Origin of the sequence: Bradyrhizobium sp. (genome assembly GCF_049581145.1) — a bacterium.
GTDB lineage: Bacteria > Pseudomonadota > Alphaproteobacteria > Rhizobiales > Xanthobacteraceae > Bradyrhizobium.
Map to the genome: position 1 here is coordinate 1 of NZ_JBAURI010000886.1, position 15,368 is coordinate 15,368.

11 protein-coding genes and 1 pseudogene are annotated in these 15,368 nt (G+C 64.3%); 5 read left to right on the forward strand and 7 right to left on the reverse strand.

Annotated elements, in window-relative coordinates; genetic code table 11:
* The first annotated feature begins 931 nt into the window (after positions 1-931).
* From WCB02_RS28915 to WCB02_RS28935, 5 genes are all read left to right on the forward strand, one after another.
* Positions 932-3,202, forward strand: coding sequence for an acyl-CoA dehydrogenase (locus WCB02_RS28915; protein WP_423963166.1), 2,271 nt, complete (start codon positions 932-934; stop codon positions 3,200-3,202).
* Entirely contained in the window at positions 3,202-4,485 is a 1,284-nt protein-coding gene (locus tag WCB02_RS28920; protein WP_423963167.1) for an acetyl-CoA C-acetyltransferase, read from the forward strand. The genes WCB02_RS28915 and WCB02_RS28920 overlap by 1 nt, the downstream gene beginning before the upstream one ends.
* A gap of 2 nt (positions 4,486-4,487) precedes the next feature.
* The gene (locus WCB02_RS28925; protein WP_423963168.1) at positions 4,488-6,584 is read left to right on the forward strand and encodes a 3-hydroxyacyl-CoA dehydrogenase NAD-binding domain-containing protein; all 2,097 of its coding nucleotides are present in this window, start codon (positions 4,488-4,490) and stop codon (positions 6,582-6,584) included.
* 17 nt (positions 6,585-6,601) lie between these two features.
* A complete protein-coding gene (locus WCB02_RS28930; protein WP_423963176.1) occupies positions 6,602-7,012 on the forward strand; it encodes an acyl-CoA thioesterase in 411 nt (136 codons plus the stop codon).
* Between the two features lie 279 nt (positions 7,013-7,291).
* Positions 7,292-7,480, forward strand: coding sequence for a hypothetical protein (locus tag WCB02_RS28935; RefSeq protein WP_423963169.1), 189 nt, complete (start codon positions 7,292-7,294; stop codon positions 7,478-7,480).
* A gap of 26 nt (positions 7,481-7,506) precedes the next feature.
* Here the strand turns inward: WCB02_RS28935 and WCB02_RS28940 are convergent, their stop codons facing one another.
* The 7 genes and pseudogenes from WCB02_RS28940 to WCB02_RS28970 form a co-directional block, all read right to left on the reverse strand.
* A complete protein-coding gene (locus tag WCB02_RS28940; protein WP_423963170.1) occupies positions 7,507-9,375 on the reverse strand; it encodes a CHASE3 domain-containing protein in 1,869 nt (622 codons plus the stop codon).
* A 312-nt stretch (positions 9,376-9,687) separates the two neighbouring features.
* On the reverse strand, positions 9,688-11,013 hold the full coding sequence (locus WCB02_RS28945) for an MFS transporter (RefSeq protein WP_423963171.1): 1,326 nt from the start codon (positions 11,011-11,013) through the stop codon (positions 9,688-9,690).
* Between the two features lie 239 nt (positions 11,014-11,252).
* Positions 11,253-12,044 (reverse strand): ABC transporter permease, encoded by a 792-nt coding sequence (locus WCB02_RS28950; RefSeq protein ID WP_423963172.1) that lies wholly within the window; start codon positions 12,042-12,044, stop codon positions 11,253-11,255.
* Positions 12,041-12,736, reverse strand: a complete 696-nt coding sequence (locus tag WCB02_RS28955) for an ABC transporter ATP-binding protein (protein ID WP_423963173.1) — start codon at positions 12,734-12,736, stop codon at positions 12,041-12,043. The genes WCB02_RS28950 and WCB02_RS28955 overlap by 4 nt, the downstream gene beginning before the upstream one ends.
* 37 nt (positions 12,737-12,773) lie before the next feature.
* Positions 12,774-14,150 carry an ATP-binding protein gene (locus tag WCB02_RS28960; protein ID WP_423963174.1) on the reverse strand — a complete coding sequence of 459 codons (1,377 nt, stop codon included), beginning with the start codon at positions 14,148-14,150 and terminating at the stop codon, positions 12,774-12,776.
* Positions 14,137-14,829 (reverse strand): response regulator, encoded by a 693-nt coding sequence (locus WCB02_RS28965; RefSeq protein WP_423963175.1) that lies wholly within the window; start codon positions 14,827-14,829, stop codon positions 14,137-14,139. Before WCB02_RS28965 ends, WCB02_RS28960 begins: the two co-directional genes overlap by 14 nt.
* A gap of 224 nt (positions 14,830-15,053) precedes the next feature.
* Positions 15,054-15,368: pseudogene (locus WCB02_RS28970) on the reverse strand (hypothetical protein); the annotation flags it as partial.

The following is a 15,368-nucleotide window of genomic DNA, read 5'->3' on the forward strand; positions in this document are numbered from 1 at the left end:
CAATGGTCGGCGTCAAGTCTTTGGAGTCCTGTCGGCCCGACCGGGCGGATGGCAACTCCGAAGGCGACGGTGTCAAAAAAGCCTGGATCGCCGGGGAGAGCGCGAAGTAAGCCGTAAAGCCATTGCGCAGGGAATGTCGGAGTGTTTCCGCTGAACCTGTATGCTCGTGTGCCGCTTGCCTTCTACTCTATCGCACACGAGACCGCGGGTGCAGCGTGCACCCGGCATTCCCTGCGCCCTCTGATTTGAGGCGCAAGAATTCTGGCAAAGCTCGGGCGACCAGCGCCGCGAGACCGCGAAGCCGTATCTGCTGTTTGACATTCGATTCGGGGGCTGCGCGCATTTGCGCCGTGCCCGCCGTGCCATCAAAAAGCTGTTGGGCGCGCTTCCGCTGAAGTTCGGGGAGCAGGCCGATAGGATCAGGACTTCAAGATCGCTTATTGGAGCAGCGATTTTCGAAGTTCGAATCATACCGGGCGTCGTTTGCTCGGGTGACGATCGTGGGCGCGGCCGCCACACCAAACCCTGTCATCGCCCGGCTTGACCGGGCGACCCAGGATTGCAGACCTCTCGATCGACGAACATCTCTGGAATACTGGATCACCCGCATTCGCGGGTGATGACGACTGTGGCCAGGGCCGCCACACGGAAGGGAAGCGGAGAAATCGTTGTAGGATATGACAACATTCACTGAATCGCTCGTCTCGGGTTCGTCCCATTCTCGATTCTCAACCAAATGCCATGCGTCGTAACGATTTAGGCGTCAGCATTCACCGGAACCCGCACGACATATTCCCGTTATCGGTTGCCATCAAATTCGCTGCATTTCGATGTGATGTGTCACGTGAATCGTCACGTTTTCCGCTAGAAGGGGCCGGTGCATGATCGGCCTTGCGGACCGCAGCACAACTCTCGCAACGAGGATCTCGCCATGAGCACCTTTCGCCGCGACTTCGTCACCAAACCGATTTTTTCCTGGGCGCGCGGCGTGCTGCCCTCGATGTCGGATACCGAGCGCGAAGCGCTGGAGGCGGGCGATGTCTGGTGGGACGCCGATCTCTTTACCGGCAATCCGGACTGGACGAAGCTGCTCGCCACCGCGCCGGCCACACTCACGGACGAGGAAAACGCCTTCCTCAACGGCCCGGTCGACGAGCTCTGCGCCATGCTCGATGACTGGAAGATCAATTGGGAATGGCGCGACCTGCCGGCCGAGGCCTGGGACTTCATCAAGCGCAACAAGTTCTTCGGCATGATCATCCCGAAGGAATTCGGCGGCCTCGGCTTCTCGCCCTACGCGCATTCGGAAGTGGTGCGCAAGATTTCCTCGCGCTCGCTGACGGCCGCCGTCACCGTGATGGTGCCCAACTCGCTCGGACCGGGCGAGCTCCTGATGCGCTTCGGCACCAGGGAGCAGCAGCAGCGCTGGCTGCCGCGGCTCGCCGATGGCCGCGACATTCCCTGCTTCGGCCTCACCAGTCCGGAGGCGGGCTCGGATGCCGCCTCGATGATCGATAGCGGCATCATCTGCAAGGGCACTTTTGAGGGTCGCGAGGTCACGGGCCTCAAGCTGAACTGGCACAAGCGCTACATCACGCTCGGGCCGGTCGCGACGCTGCTGGGCCTTGCCTTCAAAGCCTACGATCCCGATCATCTGGTCGGTGAGCGCGACGAACTCGGCATCACCGTGGCGCTGATTCCGACTCATCTCGACGGCGTCGAGATCGGCCGTCGTCATCTGCCGGCGATGCAGGTGTTCCAGAACGGCCCAAACCGCGGCCGCGACGTCTTCATTCCCATGGACTACATCATCGGCGGTGAGGCGCGGCTGGGCCAGGGCTGGAAAATGCTGATGACCGCGCTCGCCGCCGGCCGCGGTATTTCTCTGCCCTCGCTGTCGGCCGCCGGCGCCGCCTATGCCGCGCGCACCACCGGAGCCTATGCCCGGATCCGCGAGCAGTTCGGGATCTCCATCGGCAAGTTCGAAGGCATCGAGGAGCCGCTGGCCCGCATCGCCGGGACGGCCTATCTGCTCGACGCGGCGCGGCGGCTGACCTGCGCCGCACTCAACCAGGGACATCATCCCGCGGTGATTTCGGGCATCATGAAATTGCAGGCGACCGAGCGGATGCGGATCGCGATCGACGACGCGATGGATATCCATGGCGGCAAGGCCGTGATCGATGGCCCGCAGAACTACATGGGGAGCCTCTACCGGTCAGTGCCGGTCGGCATCACCGTTGAGGGCGCCAACATCCTGACGCGCAATCTGATCGTGTTCGGGCAGGGCGCGATCCGCGCGCATCCCTATCTGCTGCAGGAGATGAACGCGCTCGGCGACACCGATCGCACGCGCGGTCTCGACGCCTTCGACAGATCGTTCTGGAGCCATGTCGGCCATACCTTTGCGACGCTGTTCCGCGCGTGGGGCCGGAGCTGGACCCGCGGCCTGTTCGCGCCGGCGCCCGACGCCGGTGACGCCACCGGCTTCTATCGCCAGCTCTCGCGCTATTCCTCCGCGTTCGCGCTTTGCGCCGACATGGCGCTGCTGACGCTCGGTGGCGCCTTGAAGCGCAAGGAAATGCTGTCGGCGCGGTTCGGCGACATCCTGTCCGAATTGTACTTGCTCTCCGCCGCGCTCAAACGCTGGCAGGACGAGGGCCGGCAGCCGGCCGATTTCGCCGCGCTGGAATGGTGCATGGCGAACGGCTTCAAGACCATCGAGAACCGGTTTGCCGAAATCTGCGCCAACCTGCCCAACCGCTTCGTCGGTGTGCTCCTGAAATTCCTGATCCAGCCGTTCGGCGCCCGCGTGCTGGGTCCGAGCGACCGTGTGGTGCATCGCTGTGCCGAGCTCGTGCTCGCGCCCTCGGCCGCGCGCGACCGTCTCACCCCCGACCTGTCGCATGTCGACGACGATGGCCCGCTGGCCCGGCTGGAAAAGGCGTTCCTGCTGGTGACGGGCGCCGAAGATGTCGCCAAGACCATGCACGCCGCGCGGCTACGCGACGCCAGGGAAGCTGTGAAGCGGGGCATCCTCACCCAGGCCCAGGCCGATCGGCTTGCGGCCGCGCATGAAGCGGTTGCAAAAGTGATCGAAGTCGATGATTTCGCGCCCGAGGCGTTGTCGCCGATTTACAAGAAGCCAGCCGATGTGCATCAATTCTTTCAGGAATTGGGCGAGCAGAGGGCGGCGAGCTGATGGCAAGACCGGTCTTTATCGTCGACGGCAGCCGGACGCCGTTCCTGAAGGCGCGCTCCGGTCCCGGCCCGTTCACGCCGGTCGACCTTGCCGTACAATGCGGCCGGCCGCTCTTGGCGCGGCAGCCGTTCGCGCCGACCGCGTTCGACCAGGTGATCCTCGGCTGCGTCAACGTGATTGCTGACGAGATGAACCCCGCGCGCGTCGCAGCACTTCGGCTTGGCATGGGCGAGGCGATGGTGGCTTTCACCGTGCAGATCAATTGCGGCTCGGGCATGCAGTCGATCGATACCGCCTACCGCTATATCCGCGAGGGCGTCTCCAACCTGATCCTGGCGGGCGGCGCGGAGGCGCTGAGCTACGCCCCGCTGGTGTGGCCGCAACAGGGCGTGCGCTGGTTCGCGGGGCTCGCCGCTGCCAAGGGCATCGGGGCCAAGATCATGGCGGCGCTGAAGGCGCGGCCCGGCTATTTCAAGCCGATCATCGGGCTGGAGCGCGGGCTGACGGATCCCATCACCGAACTGAACATGGGCCAGACCGCCGAAGTCGTCGGCCATCTCTTCGGCATCACGCGCGCGCAATCCGATGCCTATGCGGCCGAGAGCCACAGGCGGCTCGCCAACGCGCAGTCACAGGGCTTCTTGAAGGGCGAGGTCGAGACCGCCTTTGCCCGCGACGGCAAATTCTACGATCACGATGACGGCGTCCGCCCGGACTCCACGCCGGAGACGCTTGCGAAATTGCGGCCGGTGTTCGAGCGCCCCTGGGGCCAGGTCACCGCCGGCAATTCCTCACAGATCACCGACGGCGCCTCCTGGGTGATCCTGGCATCCGAGGACGCGGTCGCGAAACATGGCCTGCAGCCGAAAGCCGTGATCCTCGACAGCCAATGGTCCGCGCTCGATCCCTCGATCATGGGCCTGGGGCCGGTATTGTCGGCGACCGCGCTTCTCAAGCGCAACAATCTGGCGCTCGGAGATGTCGAGACCTGGGAGCTGAACGAGGCGTTCGCGACCCAGGTGCTCGGCTGTCTCGCGGCCTGGAATGACGACAAGTTCTGCCGCGAGATTCTGGGGCTCGACGGCGCCGCCGGCGCGATCGATCCGGCAAAGCTCAATGTCGATGGCGGCGCGATCAGTCTCGGCCATCCCGTCGGCACCTCGGGCAACCGCATCGTGCTGCATCTCGTCAACGCGATGAAGCGGCTTGGGACCAGGCGGGGCATCGCCACCGAATGCATCGGCGGCGGCCAGGGCGGCGCGATGCTGATCGAGGCGGTATGACCATGGAATCCAGGATCATGGACGTGCTCGGCGACCGCGTGCTCGAGCTCGGGCCGAAGCCCGCGCCGGAAAGCCCCTATCGGAATTTCAAGCTGACGCGCGATGGCGACGGCATCGCGTGGCTCCTGTTCGACCGCGAGGGCACCAGCGCCAACACGCTGTCGGGCGATGTCATGGCGGAATTCGATCAGGTGCTGACGGCGCTGGAAAGCCAGCGGCCCGTCGGGCTCGTGATTCGTTCCGCAAAAAAATCCGGCTTCATTGCCGGCGCCGACGTCAATGACTTCCGTGGCGCCGCCGATCCGGCCGCGGTCGAGACGGCCATGGGCCGCGCCCATGCGGTGATCGATCGCCTCGATGCGCTGCGGTTTCCCACGGTTGCCGTGATCCACGGCTTCTGCCTCGGCGGCGGCCTTGAAGTGGCGTTGGCCTGTCAATCGCGCATTGCGATCGACGGTGCGCGTTTCGGCTTTCCCGAGGTGATGCTGGGGCTGCATCCCGGCCTCGGCGGCACCGCGCGCTTGACCCGCCTGGTCAACCCGACGCAGGCGATGACGCTGATGCTGACCGGCCGCACCGTCGACGCGCGCCGCGCCAAGTCGCTTGGCCTGGTCGATGCCGTCACCCAGGAGCGGCACGTGCGAAACGCGGTCAAGGATGCCGTGTTCGGACGGCTGAAACGCGCGCAGCCTGGGCTGTTGAACACGCTGCTCAATTCGGCGCCGGCGCGCGGCTTCCTGGCCTCGCGCATGCGCCGTGAGGCGGACAAGGCGGCGCCGCACGAACATTATCCCGCGCCTTACGCGCTGATCGATCTCTGGGACCAGCACGGCGGCGACAAGGCGGCGATGCTCGCGGCCGAAAAGACCTCGTTTGCCAGATTGATGGTGACGCCGACGGCGCAGAACCTGATCCGGGTGTTCTTCCTGCGTGAGCGGATGAAGAAGCTGGCGGGCAGCGGCAACAAAATAAGCCGTGTCCACGTCATCGGTGCCGGCGCGATGGGCGGCGATATCGCCGCCTGGTGCGCCAATGAAGGCCTACATGTCACGCTCGCCGACATGAAGGCCGAGCCGATCGCCGGCGCGATCAGGCGCGCCGCCGATCTGTTCGGCAAGATCATCCGCAAACCCACCGAAGTCCGCGACGCGCTTGACCGGCTGGTGCCGGATATCGACGGTGAGGGCGCGCGCAACGCGGATCTCATCATCGAGGCGGTGCCGGAAAAGCTGGAACTGAAGCAGACCATCTATGGCTCGATCGAGCCGAAGATGAAGGACGGCGCGATCCTTGCCACCAACACCTCCAGCATCCCGCTGCAGGATTTGCGGACGACCCTGCAAAAGCCCGAACGCCTGCTCGGACTGCATTTCTTCAACCCGGTGTCGCGCTTGCAGCTCGTCGAGGTGGTCAGCCATGACGGCACCGATGCCGAACGCCTGAAGGAGGCGCTGGCCTTTGTCGGCGCCATCGACCGCCTGCCGCTGCCGGTCAAGAGCTCGCCGGGTTTTCTGGTCAACCGCGCGCTGACGCCTTACATGCTGGAAGCGATGGTGATGCTGGACGACAAGATCGACAAGCACACGATCGATGCGGCGGCGGAAAAGTTCGGCATGCCGATGGGGCCGATCGAGCTCGCCGATCAGGTCGGGCTCGATATCTGCCTCGATGTCGGCGACATGCTGCGCTCGAAATTCGGCGACCTGTTGCCGCCGACGCCCGCCTGGCTGCGCCACATGGTCGCCAAGGGCGAGCTCGGCCGCAAGAGCGGCAAAGGATTCTATACGTGGCGTGACGGCAAGGCCGACAAGACACCGGCTTCGCCGCAAGGCACGCCGCCGACCGACGAGATGATCGACCGCCTGATCCTGCCGATGTCGAATGTCTGTGTCGCCTGCCTGCGCGAAGGCATCGTCGACAATGCCGATGTGATCGACGGCGCCATGATCTTCGGCACCGGCTACGCGCCGTTCCGCGGCGGCCCTTTGAACTATGCGCGGACGCGCGGCGTCGACCATGTCGTCTCGGCCTTGCGTGCAATGGCCGCAAAGTTCGGCGACCGTTTCGCGCCGGATGCCGGCTGGGAGAGTTTCAAGTGACCGATGCGGAATCGCAAATGCCTTTGATCGCAACAACAGAGCCGCAGGGCGATCTATGCATCCGCACGCTGGCGATGCCGGCCGATACCAACGCCAACGGCGATATTTTCGGCGGATGGCTGTTGAGCCAGATGGATATCGGCGGCGGCGTGTTCGCCTCCAAGGTCGCGAAATCGCGCACCGTGACGGTCGCGATCGAGGCGATGAATTTCAGGAAACCCGTCTTTGTCGGCGATCTCGTTTCCGTGCATGCCAATCTGGTGCGGATCGGTCGCACCTCGGTGACGGCCCATCTCGAGGCCTGGGTGCTGCGGCGCAAGGAACGGCAGTCGATCCTGGTGACCGACGGCAATTTCACCTACGTCTCGATCGACGATGACGGCCATCCCCGGGTGATCGAGCGCGATGATCCGCCGATTTCGGCGTGAGCAGACGGCGCGTGACGGTCTCTGCAAGAGCTGCCGGGTTTTCACTTTGTCGTCATGCCGCGGCTCGGGCTCGACGCTGGGCGGGTCGCCCGGACTGACGATGGGGATGGAATGCAGAGCCCTCGTGCAGCGAATGATCCGCATCGCAGAAGCGTCAGTTTTTCGCTGCACGCCGCCGGGAAGTGGCGTCCTCCACGTCGACGGGGGCGTCGCCGTGTCCCGGAACTTTTCGCTGCTCGTCCCGTTATCTGGCCGCGAAATCGGAACTGGACCAGGTCAATGTCAGACACCTACATCATCGAAGTCAGCTCGCAAGCCGCCGGAATTGTCGTGCGCGACGCGGACGGCTACCGCTTCTTCGCGGCCACCCACCGCTTCAACCGGATGGAAGGCAAGCTGTTTCGCAATGCCCGCGAGGCCGAACGCGCCGCGACCCGTCTCGCCGGCGGCATGCCGCTCAACGCGTAACAACCGGGGGCCGCTGCTGCCGCGTCCTACTGGCCGAGCACGCTGCGCAGTTTCCGCGCCAACTGCTCCATCGTGAAGGGTTTCCCCAGGAGATTGACGCCGGCATCCAGAATGCCGCCATGGACGACGGCATTTGCCGTATAGCCTGTGGTATAGAGTACCTTCAGCTCCGGATATTTCCGCAGCGCTGTGTCGGCGAGCTTCTTGCCGTTGACGTCGGGCATGACCACGTCGGTGAACAGGAGGTCCACGTCGCGCCGCTGTTCCAGGACTGCAAGCGCGGCCGCGGCATTTTCCGCCTCGATCACGCCGTAGCCGAGTTCGCTGACCGCTTCCGTGGTGAACTTCCGCATCAAGGGGTCATCCTCGACCACCAGCACGACTTCGCCGCATCCGGAAAGCTCCTGCGGCGGCGATGTCGACGGCGCAGCCGGCGCGCCCATTTCAGCGGCCCGCGGCAGATAGATCTTCACCGTGGTGCCTTCGCCGACCTCCGAATAGATTTTGACGTGGCCGCGCGATTGCTTGATGAAGCCATAGACTTGACTGAGGCCGAGCCCGGTGCCTTTGCCCGTGGGTTTGGTCGTGAAGAAGGGATCGAACACCCGCGCCGCGACGTCTGCCGGCATGCCGGTGCCGGTATCGGTGAGCGCCACCATCACGTACTGGCCGGGATCGACCTCGGCGTGGCCGCGCGCATAGGCGTCGTCGAGATAGGCGTTGCCGGTCTCGATCGTCAGCCTGCCGCCGTCCGGCATCGCATCGCGCGCATTGATCGCGATGTTCAAGATCGCGTTTTCCAGTTGATGATAATCCGCGCTGGCCGGCCACAACCCGGCCGCCGTCACCGTCTCGATCTGGATATGCTCGCCGAGCGTCGATCGCATCAGGTCCGACATCGACGAGATCAGCGCGTTGGCGTTGACCGGCTGTGGCGCCAGCGGCTGCTGCCGCGAGAAAGCCAGCAGGCGATCGGTGAGCAGCGCCGCGCGCCGTGTCGCCTGCAGTGCCGCATCCATGAAGCGGGCAATCGAAGTCTCGCCTTTCTGGAGCTTGCGTTCCATCAATTCCAGGGAGCCGGAGACCACGCCGAGCATGTTGTTGAAGTCGTGGGCGATGCCGCCGGTCAATTGTCCTATCGCCTCCATCTTCTGGGCTTGGCGGAGCTGGCTCTCGATCTGCTCGCGCTGGCGCATCTGCTCCTCGAGGCCGGCATTGACGGAAGCGAGCTTGTCGCGCATGGCCGCGAGCTCCGTGAACGACCTCCGCGTGATCAAGAGGCCGAGATAGCCCGCCGCCACGATCAGCAGCAGGGCCGCGCCGGCGCCGGCCTGGACGCGAAAATTCGTAGCCTCGGCCCGCGCCTCGCGTTCGCCGAGCAGGCGATCCTCCACCGCTTCCATGGCGGTCACCGATTGGCGGATCGCATCCATCAGCCGCAGGCCCTCATCGCTTCGGACGATGGCAAGCGCCTCGTCGTTGCGGCCGGCCTTGCGGGCGTCGACGGTCGCCCGCAATTCCCCGAGCTTCTTGGTGATCAGCTCGCGCAATTGCTCGACCGATCGGACCTGGTCGGGATTGTCCTGGACCAGCCGGTTCAACTCATCGAGGGCCGGCTTGAGGCCGGTGACGCCGCGATCGTAGGGAATGAGATACGCTTGGCTATCGGTCAGCAGATAGCCGCGCTGACCGGTTTCCGCGCTCTGCACCAGGGACAGCACGTTTGTCAGCTGATTGCGTATCGCGAGCGTATGCTCAACCCAGTCGTACTGCGAGCGGGTCAGGCTGGACAGCCAGAGCGTGACCAGGATCACCGCGGCGGCAAGCGCGCTGGTGATTGCGACGCTCCAGTAGAACGGGCGGACCGGTGTCGGGATTGGAGTTGTGAAGGGCATTCAACGCGGTTGGTGAGCCATCCGGGAAAGACCGGCAGCACGATACTAACGGCCCATCTCGCCGGGGTCCATGCCGCACTTGCCGCACGTGAGGGCTCTTGCTGATAGGCCACATCTGGAACAACCGCGATGGCCGCCCCGATGAAGTCGCGACTACGGCAGCCGGACCCCGGGGCGGAAGGTTTCCGTGCCGGCCATCGATCCTTGCCGCACCTTCTGTCGCCACGTGCTCCGAGAAAATGAACAGGAGCCTCGACGAGCCCTAGCCCGCGTCAAACGCCCAAGCCCTCCTATCGGTCTTACATGTCGGCGTCAGGCATCGTACTCCCTGGAAATGTCCCTGCCGGTGTAATCAGGCATGAAAGCCGCCGCCACGAGGCTTATGACCGCGCATGCGGCGATGTAGACCGAAATCGCATAGCCGGATTGATAAGTGGCGAACAGGGCTGTCGCGATGATCGGCGCCGGACCGCCGGCGATCACGGAGGCCAGTTGATAGCCGAGCGACGCACCACTGTAGCGCAATCGCGGCGTAAAGGCCTCGGCGATCAGCGCTGCTTGCGGCCCGTACTGCATGTCATGCGGGATCAGTGACAGCACGATGGCGATGAACACGGCCGACGGAATGGCGGTGTCCACCATTCCGAAATACAGGAAGCCGAACAGGCCCACCGCCGCGGCGCCAATGAGATACATCTTCCGGCGTCCGATGCGGTCGGAGATATGCCCCGACAGCGGGATGGTGATGAAGGAGACGCAGGAAGCAACCAGGACCGCGCTCAGGATCAGGTTGCGCGACATGTGCAGAGTGCCGACCGAATAGGCGAAGATGAAGGCGGTGAAGATATAGAACGGCGCCTGCTCGGACAGCCGCAGCAATGCCGACAGAAGGATCTCCTTCGGATGCATCTTGAAGACTTCGATGATCGGCGTCCTCTCGATCTTCCTGTTGTCCAACAGCCCCTGGAACACCGGCGTCTCCAGGATGCCGAGGCGAATCCACAGTCCGATGCCGACGAGAACAATCGAGAGCGCGAAGGGAAATCGCCAGCCCCAGACCGCGAACTGGTCGCCTGACCATTGGCTGAACCCCAGGACGGCAAGGTTCGCCAGAAACAGGCCGCACGGCACACCGAATTGCGGCCATGATGCCACCAGGCCGCGTTGACCGTGAGTGCGCGACCATTCCATCGCCAGCAGCACCGATCCGCCCCACTCGCCGCCGACGCCGATGCCCTGAAGCATCCGCAAGACCGTGAGGATGACCGCGCCCCAGATGCCGATTTCTGCGTAGGTCGGCACGAACGCGATCAGGAAGGTCGCAATGCCCATGCACGACAGTGTCGCGATGAGCGTTGCCTTGCGGCCGATCCGATCGCCGTAGTGGCCGAATATCGCGGCCCCGATCGGGCGGCCGATGAAGCCGATGAAATAGGTGCCGAACGCGGCGAGTGTCCCCGTCAACGCCTCTTCGTTGGGAAAGTAGAGCTTGCCGAAAACCAGTCCGGCAGCGGTACCGTAGAGGAAAAAATCGTACCATTCGATCGCGGTGCCGATGGTCGATGCGATCACTGCCTTGCGCAGCTGCGCGCTGTGATCCGACTCGGTGAGATGCGCATATGTGTCGAGCGTTGTCATTGCACTGTCCCTTGGTGTTTGTGGTTTCCTTCCCATGGTGAGAACCGGTCTGAGCGGTTCATTTTCCGCGGATGCTACAATCAGGTCGCTGCAACCGGAATGTGCATTTGGTCTAACGCGGTCGCTTTGCTGCACCGCAGGAGAACGGCGACCCTGGCGGCGCAGAAGCTGAGGCGGCTCCATCGCGGCGCCTCGTGCACCGAGATGGGCCGCGCCGTGAGAATGGGTGCCGGCTTGGATCAGGCCAGCCGGTCCAGGCGCAGCCGCTGCCGCTCGTCGGTCAAGCGCCATGCGGTCAGATAGGATACCGCCAAGGCCGACAAGCCGCTGCCCCCGGACAACAGGAACATCAGCAGGATCTGGTATTTGACGGCCTCGAGCGGATCCAGCCCGGCCAGAATCTGCCCAGTCATGATGCCGGGCAAGGTGACGATGCCCGCGGCCGACATCTGGTTGATGATCGGCAAAAGCCCCCGCCGGATCGCATCGCGCACCAGCGGCGCGATTGCCTCGCGATAGGTTCCCCCGAGCGCCAGCCGTGCTTCGATCGCCTGTCGCTCGCGCTTGACTGACCCCAACAGGCTGTCCAGCGCCAGACTGGCGGAATTCAGGACGTTGCCGAGAATGATTCCCGCCAGCGGAATCGCATAATGCGGATCGAACCAGGGTTTTGGCCGGATTGCCGTCGTCAGCGCCAGGATCGCGGTGACGAAGGTGGCAAAGCCGACACTGACAAACCCGATCGCAAATGTCGACTGGCCCTTGAACCGGGTTTCCGGCCGGGTCGCTACCTCGCGGGCGGCGACCAGCACCATGACGAGGACCAGCAGCAGCGTTGCTGCCGGATTGTTCAGGGAAAAGATGAAGCGCAGTACATAGCCGATGGCGACGAGTTGCACCACCATGCGTGCTGCAGCGATGGCGATCTGCCGGTGCAGCCGGAGTTTCAGCCAGATCGAGAGCGCTGCATCAAGAATGATCAGGGAGGCCGCGATGGAGATGTCGAGCGGCGTCAGCAGGATGGGGTTCATAGCGCTTCCAGGCGTCGCTCCGCCATGCGATAGCGCTGATGGCCGAGCCGTTCCGCCTGTCTCGGATCGTGCGTGACCAGCAGGATGGCCGTGTCGGCCGCCATGCGCTGGCGCAGCAGCGTCTCGACGCGTGCGACCGAGTCTCCATCCAATGGCCCGGTCGGTTCATCGAGCAGCAGCACGGGTGGCGCGGGGAGCAACGCCCTGACCAGAGCCAAGCGCTGTTTCTCGCCGGTGGACAACTGCGCGACTGGCGCGTCCAGAAGCTCGGCGCGAAGGCCGAGGCTGGCAGCCAGCGCCGCGATCTGATCCCGGGCGCTGGCCGGGAAATGTTGCATCACGACGTCGGCCCACCAGCCCGATTCAGCGGCGACATAGGTGACTTGTCTTCGCCAGGCCGGCGCGGGCATCGAGGCGCGCGCCTGTTGGTTCAGCCAGACCTCGCCTTCGTTGGGGTCGAGGTCGGCGATCATGCGCAGCAACAGGCTTTTGCCGGAGCCCGACGGCCCGGTGATCGCCGCGCAGGTCCCGATGCCGAGGTTCAGCTCGAACGGGCCAGCGAGCTGGCTCCGCAGCTGTTGGACCCTTAGCCCGGTTTGCATCGCATGTCTCTTTCCCTCGTGCCGCGTTCCACGGGCGAAGTTTATCCGAACCGGCCCAGGAATGACATCGTTGCGCTGTGCGATCGACAATTGCGCGATCGCGGGTCGTTTGCAGGGCCACCACCAGCTAGCCGGTCGGCGCCGCGAACCGAATCCTGAACTTCAGACCCGGCGCATTGTCGAGCATCTCGATCTGCGCGCCGTGAAGCCGTGCGACGGCTGCGACCAGGCTCAAGCCGAGGCCGTTGCCCGGCGTGTAACGGCTGCGTTCGAGTCGGTAAAAGCGCTTGAAGACCTGCTCGTGCTCCTGCGCCGGGATGCCCAGTCCGTCATCAGCCACCGAGATCACCGGCCTGTCATCGATGGTTTCGTTCGTAACCACGACCTCGCCACCGGCGCGGCCATGCTTGATCGCATTGTCGACCAGGTTGGCGATGGCATCGAAGATCAGGTCGCGATCACCGGTCACCAGCACCTCGCGCCCTCCTGTGACGGTGAGGCGCGTGCCGTCCTGCTCAGCCGCGGCATCGTACAATTCGACAACTTCGTTGGTGACGTCGACCAGGTTCACGCTGCGAAATGCGTTGGTCCGGGCCTGGGCCTCGATATGCGCAATCCGCGTGATCGAGGAGAAAATCCGCAACACCGAATCGAGATCGGCGATGGTGTCGCCGATCAGGGATTGATCGCCATCCGCGCTGCGCCTGGCGTGATAGGCTTTCTCCAGGCGGCCGCGCATGCGCGTCAGTGGCGTGCGCAGGTCATGGGCAACATTGTCGCTGACCTGCTTGATCTCGCCCATCAGCGTCTCGATGCGGTCCAGCATCTGGTTGAGATTTTCCGCGACACGGTCCCATTCGTCGTTGGTGCCGCGGAGCGGAATGCGCTGGTCGAGCCCGCTCTGCATGATGGCCCGGCTGGTGGCATTGATCTGCTCGATCCGCCCGACGGTGCGGCGCGTCACCAGCACGCTGGCGACACCCGCGAGCACGAAGATCAGGGCCACGCCGGAGATCGCGGCCAGCTTGATCCGGTCAGTCAGGCTGTCGAGCTCGCTGATGTCCCGTCCCACCAAGAGATGATCGCCGCTCGGCAACGTCTCCAGCGTCGCCCGCAGCAGCGGCGCCCTGGACGCGTCGGGCGGCGCCTCGCGGCGGAACTCGATCCATCCGCTGGCTGGGTTCGCCGCCGCTGGCCATGCCTTGAGGTTGCCGGCGAGCGGCGTCAACGCGGCATCGGCCAGCATGTACACGCTGCCGGCAAAACTCTGATCAGCGACGCGCTGCGCGATCAAGGCGATCAGCCCATCCTGCCCGGCTCGGCGATAGGCGGCCTGTAGGCTTGCATCCTCGTTCCTGATGGCAAGCTCCGACCGGGCGCGGACATAAGAGCAGGTGGAGAGATACACGTAGCTGAAAATCGCCGAGACGATGATGCCGAACGTCCCGATTGCGATCAGCGCGAGTTTGAATGTCGATGATTTGAGGGTCTTAGCCAGGAGCACGGAGACAGTACCCGATGCCGCGAAGCGTATGGATCAGCGGATAGGCCTGCTGGCCGTCGACCTTGCGGCGTACCCGTCCGACATAGACGTCGATGATGTTGGTCGAGGGGTCAAAATGAAGGTCCCAGACGTGTTGCAGCAGCATGGCGCGGGATATCACGCGGCCTTCGTTGCGCACCAGATATTCCAGCAGCTGAAACTCGCGTGGCAACAGCGCGATGTCCTTGCCGCGCCGGCTGGCGCTGCGCGATACCAGGTCGATCGCGAGATCACCGACGCGCAGGATCGTCTCCTTGACGATGGTGTCGCTGCGCCGGCCCAGCGCCTCGACGCGTGCCAATAGCTCGATGAAGGAAAACGGCTTGACGAGATAGTCATCACCACCGGCGCGCAGGCCACGTACCCGATCATCGACTTCGCCGAGCGCGCTGATGATCAGGACTGGTGCGGCGACACCATCGTCGCGCAATTGACGCATCACCGCAAGGCCGTCGATGTCAGGCAGCATGCGGTCCATCGTGATCACGGCATAGTCGCTCGTCGCGCCGAGATTCAGGGCTTCGGTGCCGTTGGCCGCCAGATCCACCTGGTATCCGCTGGTGGTGAGCTGCTCGACCAGCTGATCGGCGGTTTCCGGATCGTCTTCGACGACCAGGATGCGGCGGTGGCTTCCGGTCATGGTTCAAGTTCCCGAACGACAGGGCCAGACGGCCAGATCCGTTCCAGATCCATTGTAGCAAAATCGGGAGCGGCAAACCTGACATCTATGTCAGAATTGAACTTGCAGATCATGAAAGCAGCGCAATGGCCGTCACGGCGGGTCGGCTGGAAAGGAGGCCCGCGTGACGGCCACCACCACTCGCGCGGTGCGCCGACGCAATGGGGGGCGGGGCGTTGGTCGCGCTAGTAGCCGTAATCGTAGTTGCCGCAGACGTTCACCCACTGCAGGCCATAGGATGTCCAGGCCCTGCGCCAGCAGTCGTCGTAGCCGGCATAAAGGTAGGGCGCGCCGATGAACACGAAGCGATGCAGGCGGCGATCGAACACGCGGTGACGGAAGCCGTCGTGCTCATGAAAGGCGAACCGGGGCCCGAATCCGGCGTGGCCGAAATGCCCGCTGTCGAAATGTCCGCCGCCCATGCCGCCGAAATGGCCACCACCCATGCCGCCCATGCCCATGCCGCCATGTCCGCCGCCGCCACCACCGCCGTGTGCGCC

Excerpts from the sequence above, each read along its gene's own strand:
- WCB02_RS28915 (WP_423963166.1), top strand. The coding sequence starts at position 932 with ATGAGCACCTTTCGCCGCGACTTCGTCACCAAACCGATTTTTTCCTGG.
- WCB02_RS28920 (WP_423963167.1), top strand. The coding sequence starts at position 3,202 with ATGGCAAGACCGGTCTTTATCGTCGACGGCAGCCGGACGCCGTTCCTG.
- WCB02_RS28925 (WP_423963168.1), top strand. The coding sequence starts at position 4,488 with ATGGAATCCAGGATCATGGACGTGCTCGGCGACCGCGTGCTCGAGCTC.
- WCB02_RS28930 (WP_423963176.1), top strand. The coding sequence starts at position 6,602 with ATGCCTTTGATCGCAACAACAGAGCCGCAGGGCGATCTATGCATCCGC.
- WCB02_RS28935 (WP_423963169.1), top strand. The coding sequence starts at position 7,292 with ATGTCAGACACCTACATCATCGAAGTCAGCTCGCAAGCCGCCGGAATT.
- WCB02_RS28940 (WP_423963170.1), bottom strand. The coding sequence starts at position 9,375 with ATGCCCTTCACAACTCCAATCCCGACACCGGTCCGCCCGTTCTACTGG.
- WCB02_RS28945 (WP_423963171.1), bottom strand. The coding sequence starts at position 11,013 with ATGACAACGCTCGACACATATGCGCATCTCACCGAGTCGGATCACAGC.
- WCB02_RS28950 (WP_423963172.1), bottom strand. The coding sequence starts at position 12,044 with ATGAACCCCATCCTGCTGACGCCGCTCGACATCTCCATCGCGGCCTCC.
- WCB02_RS28965 (WP_423963175.1), bottom strand. The coding sequence starts at position 14,829 with ATGACCGGAAGCCACCGCCGCATCCTGGTCGTCGAAGACGATCCGGAA.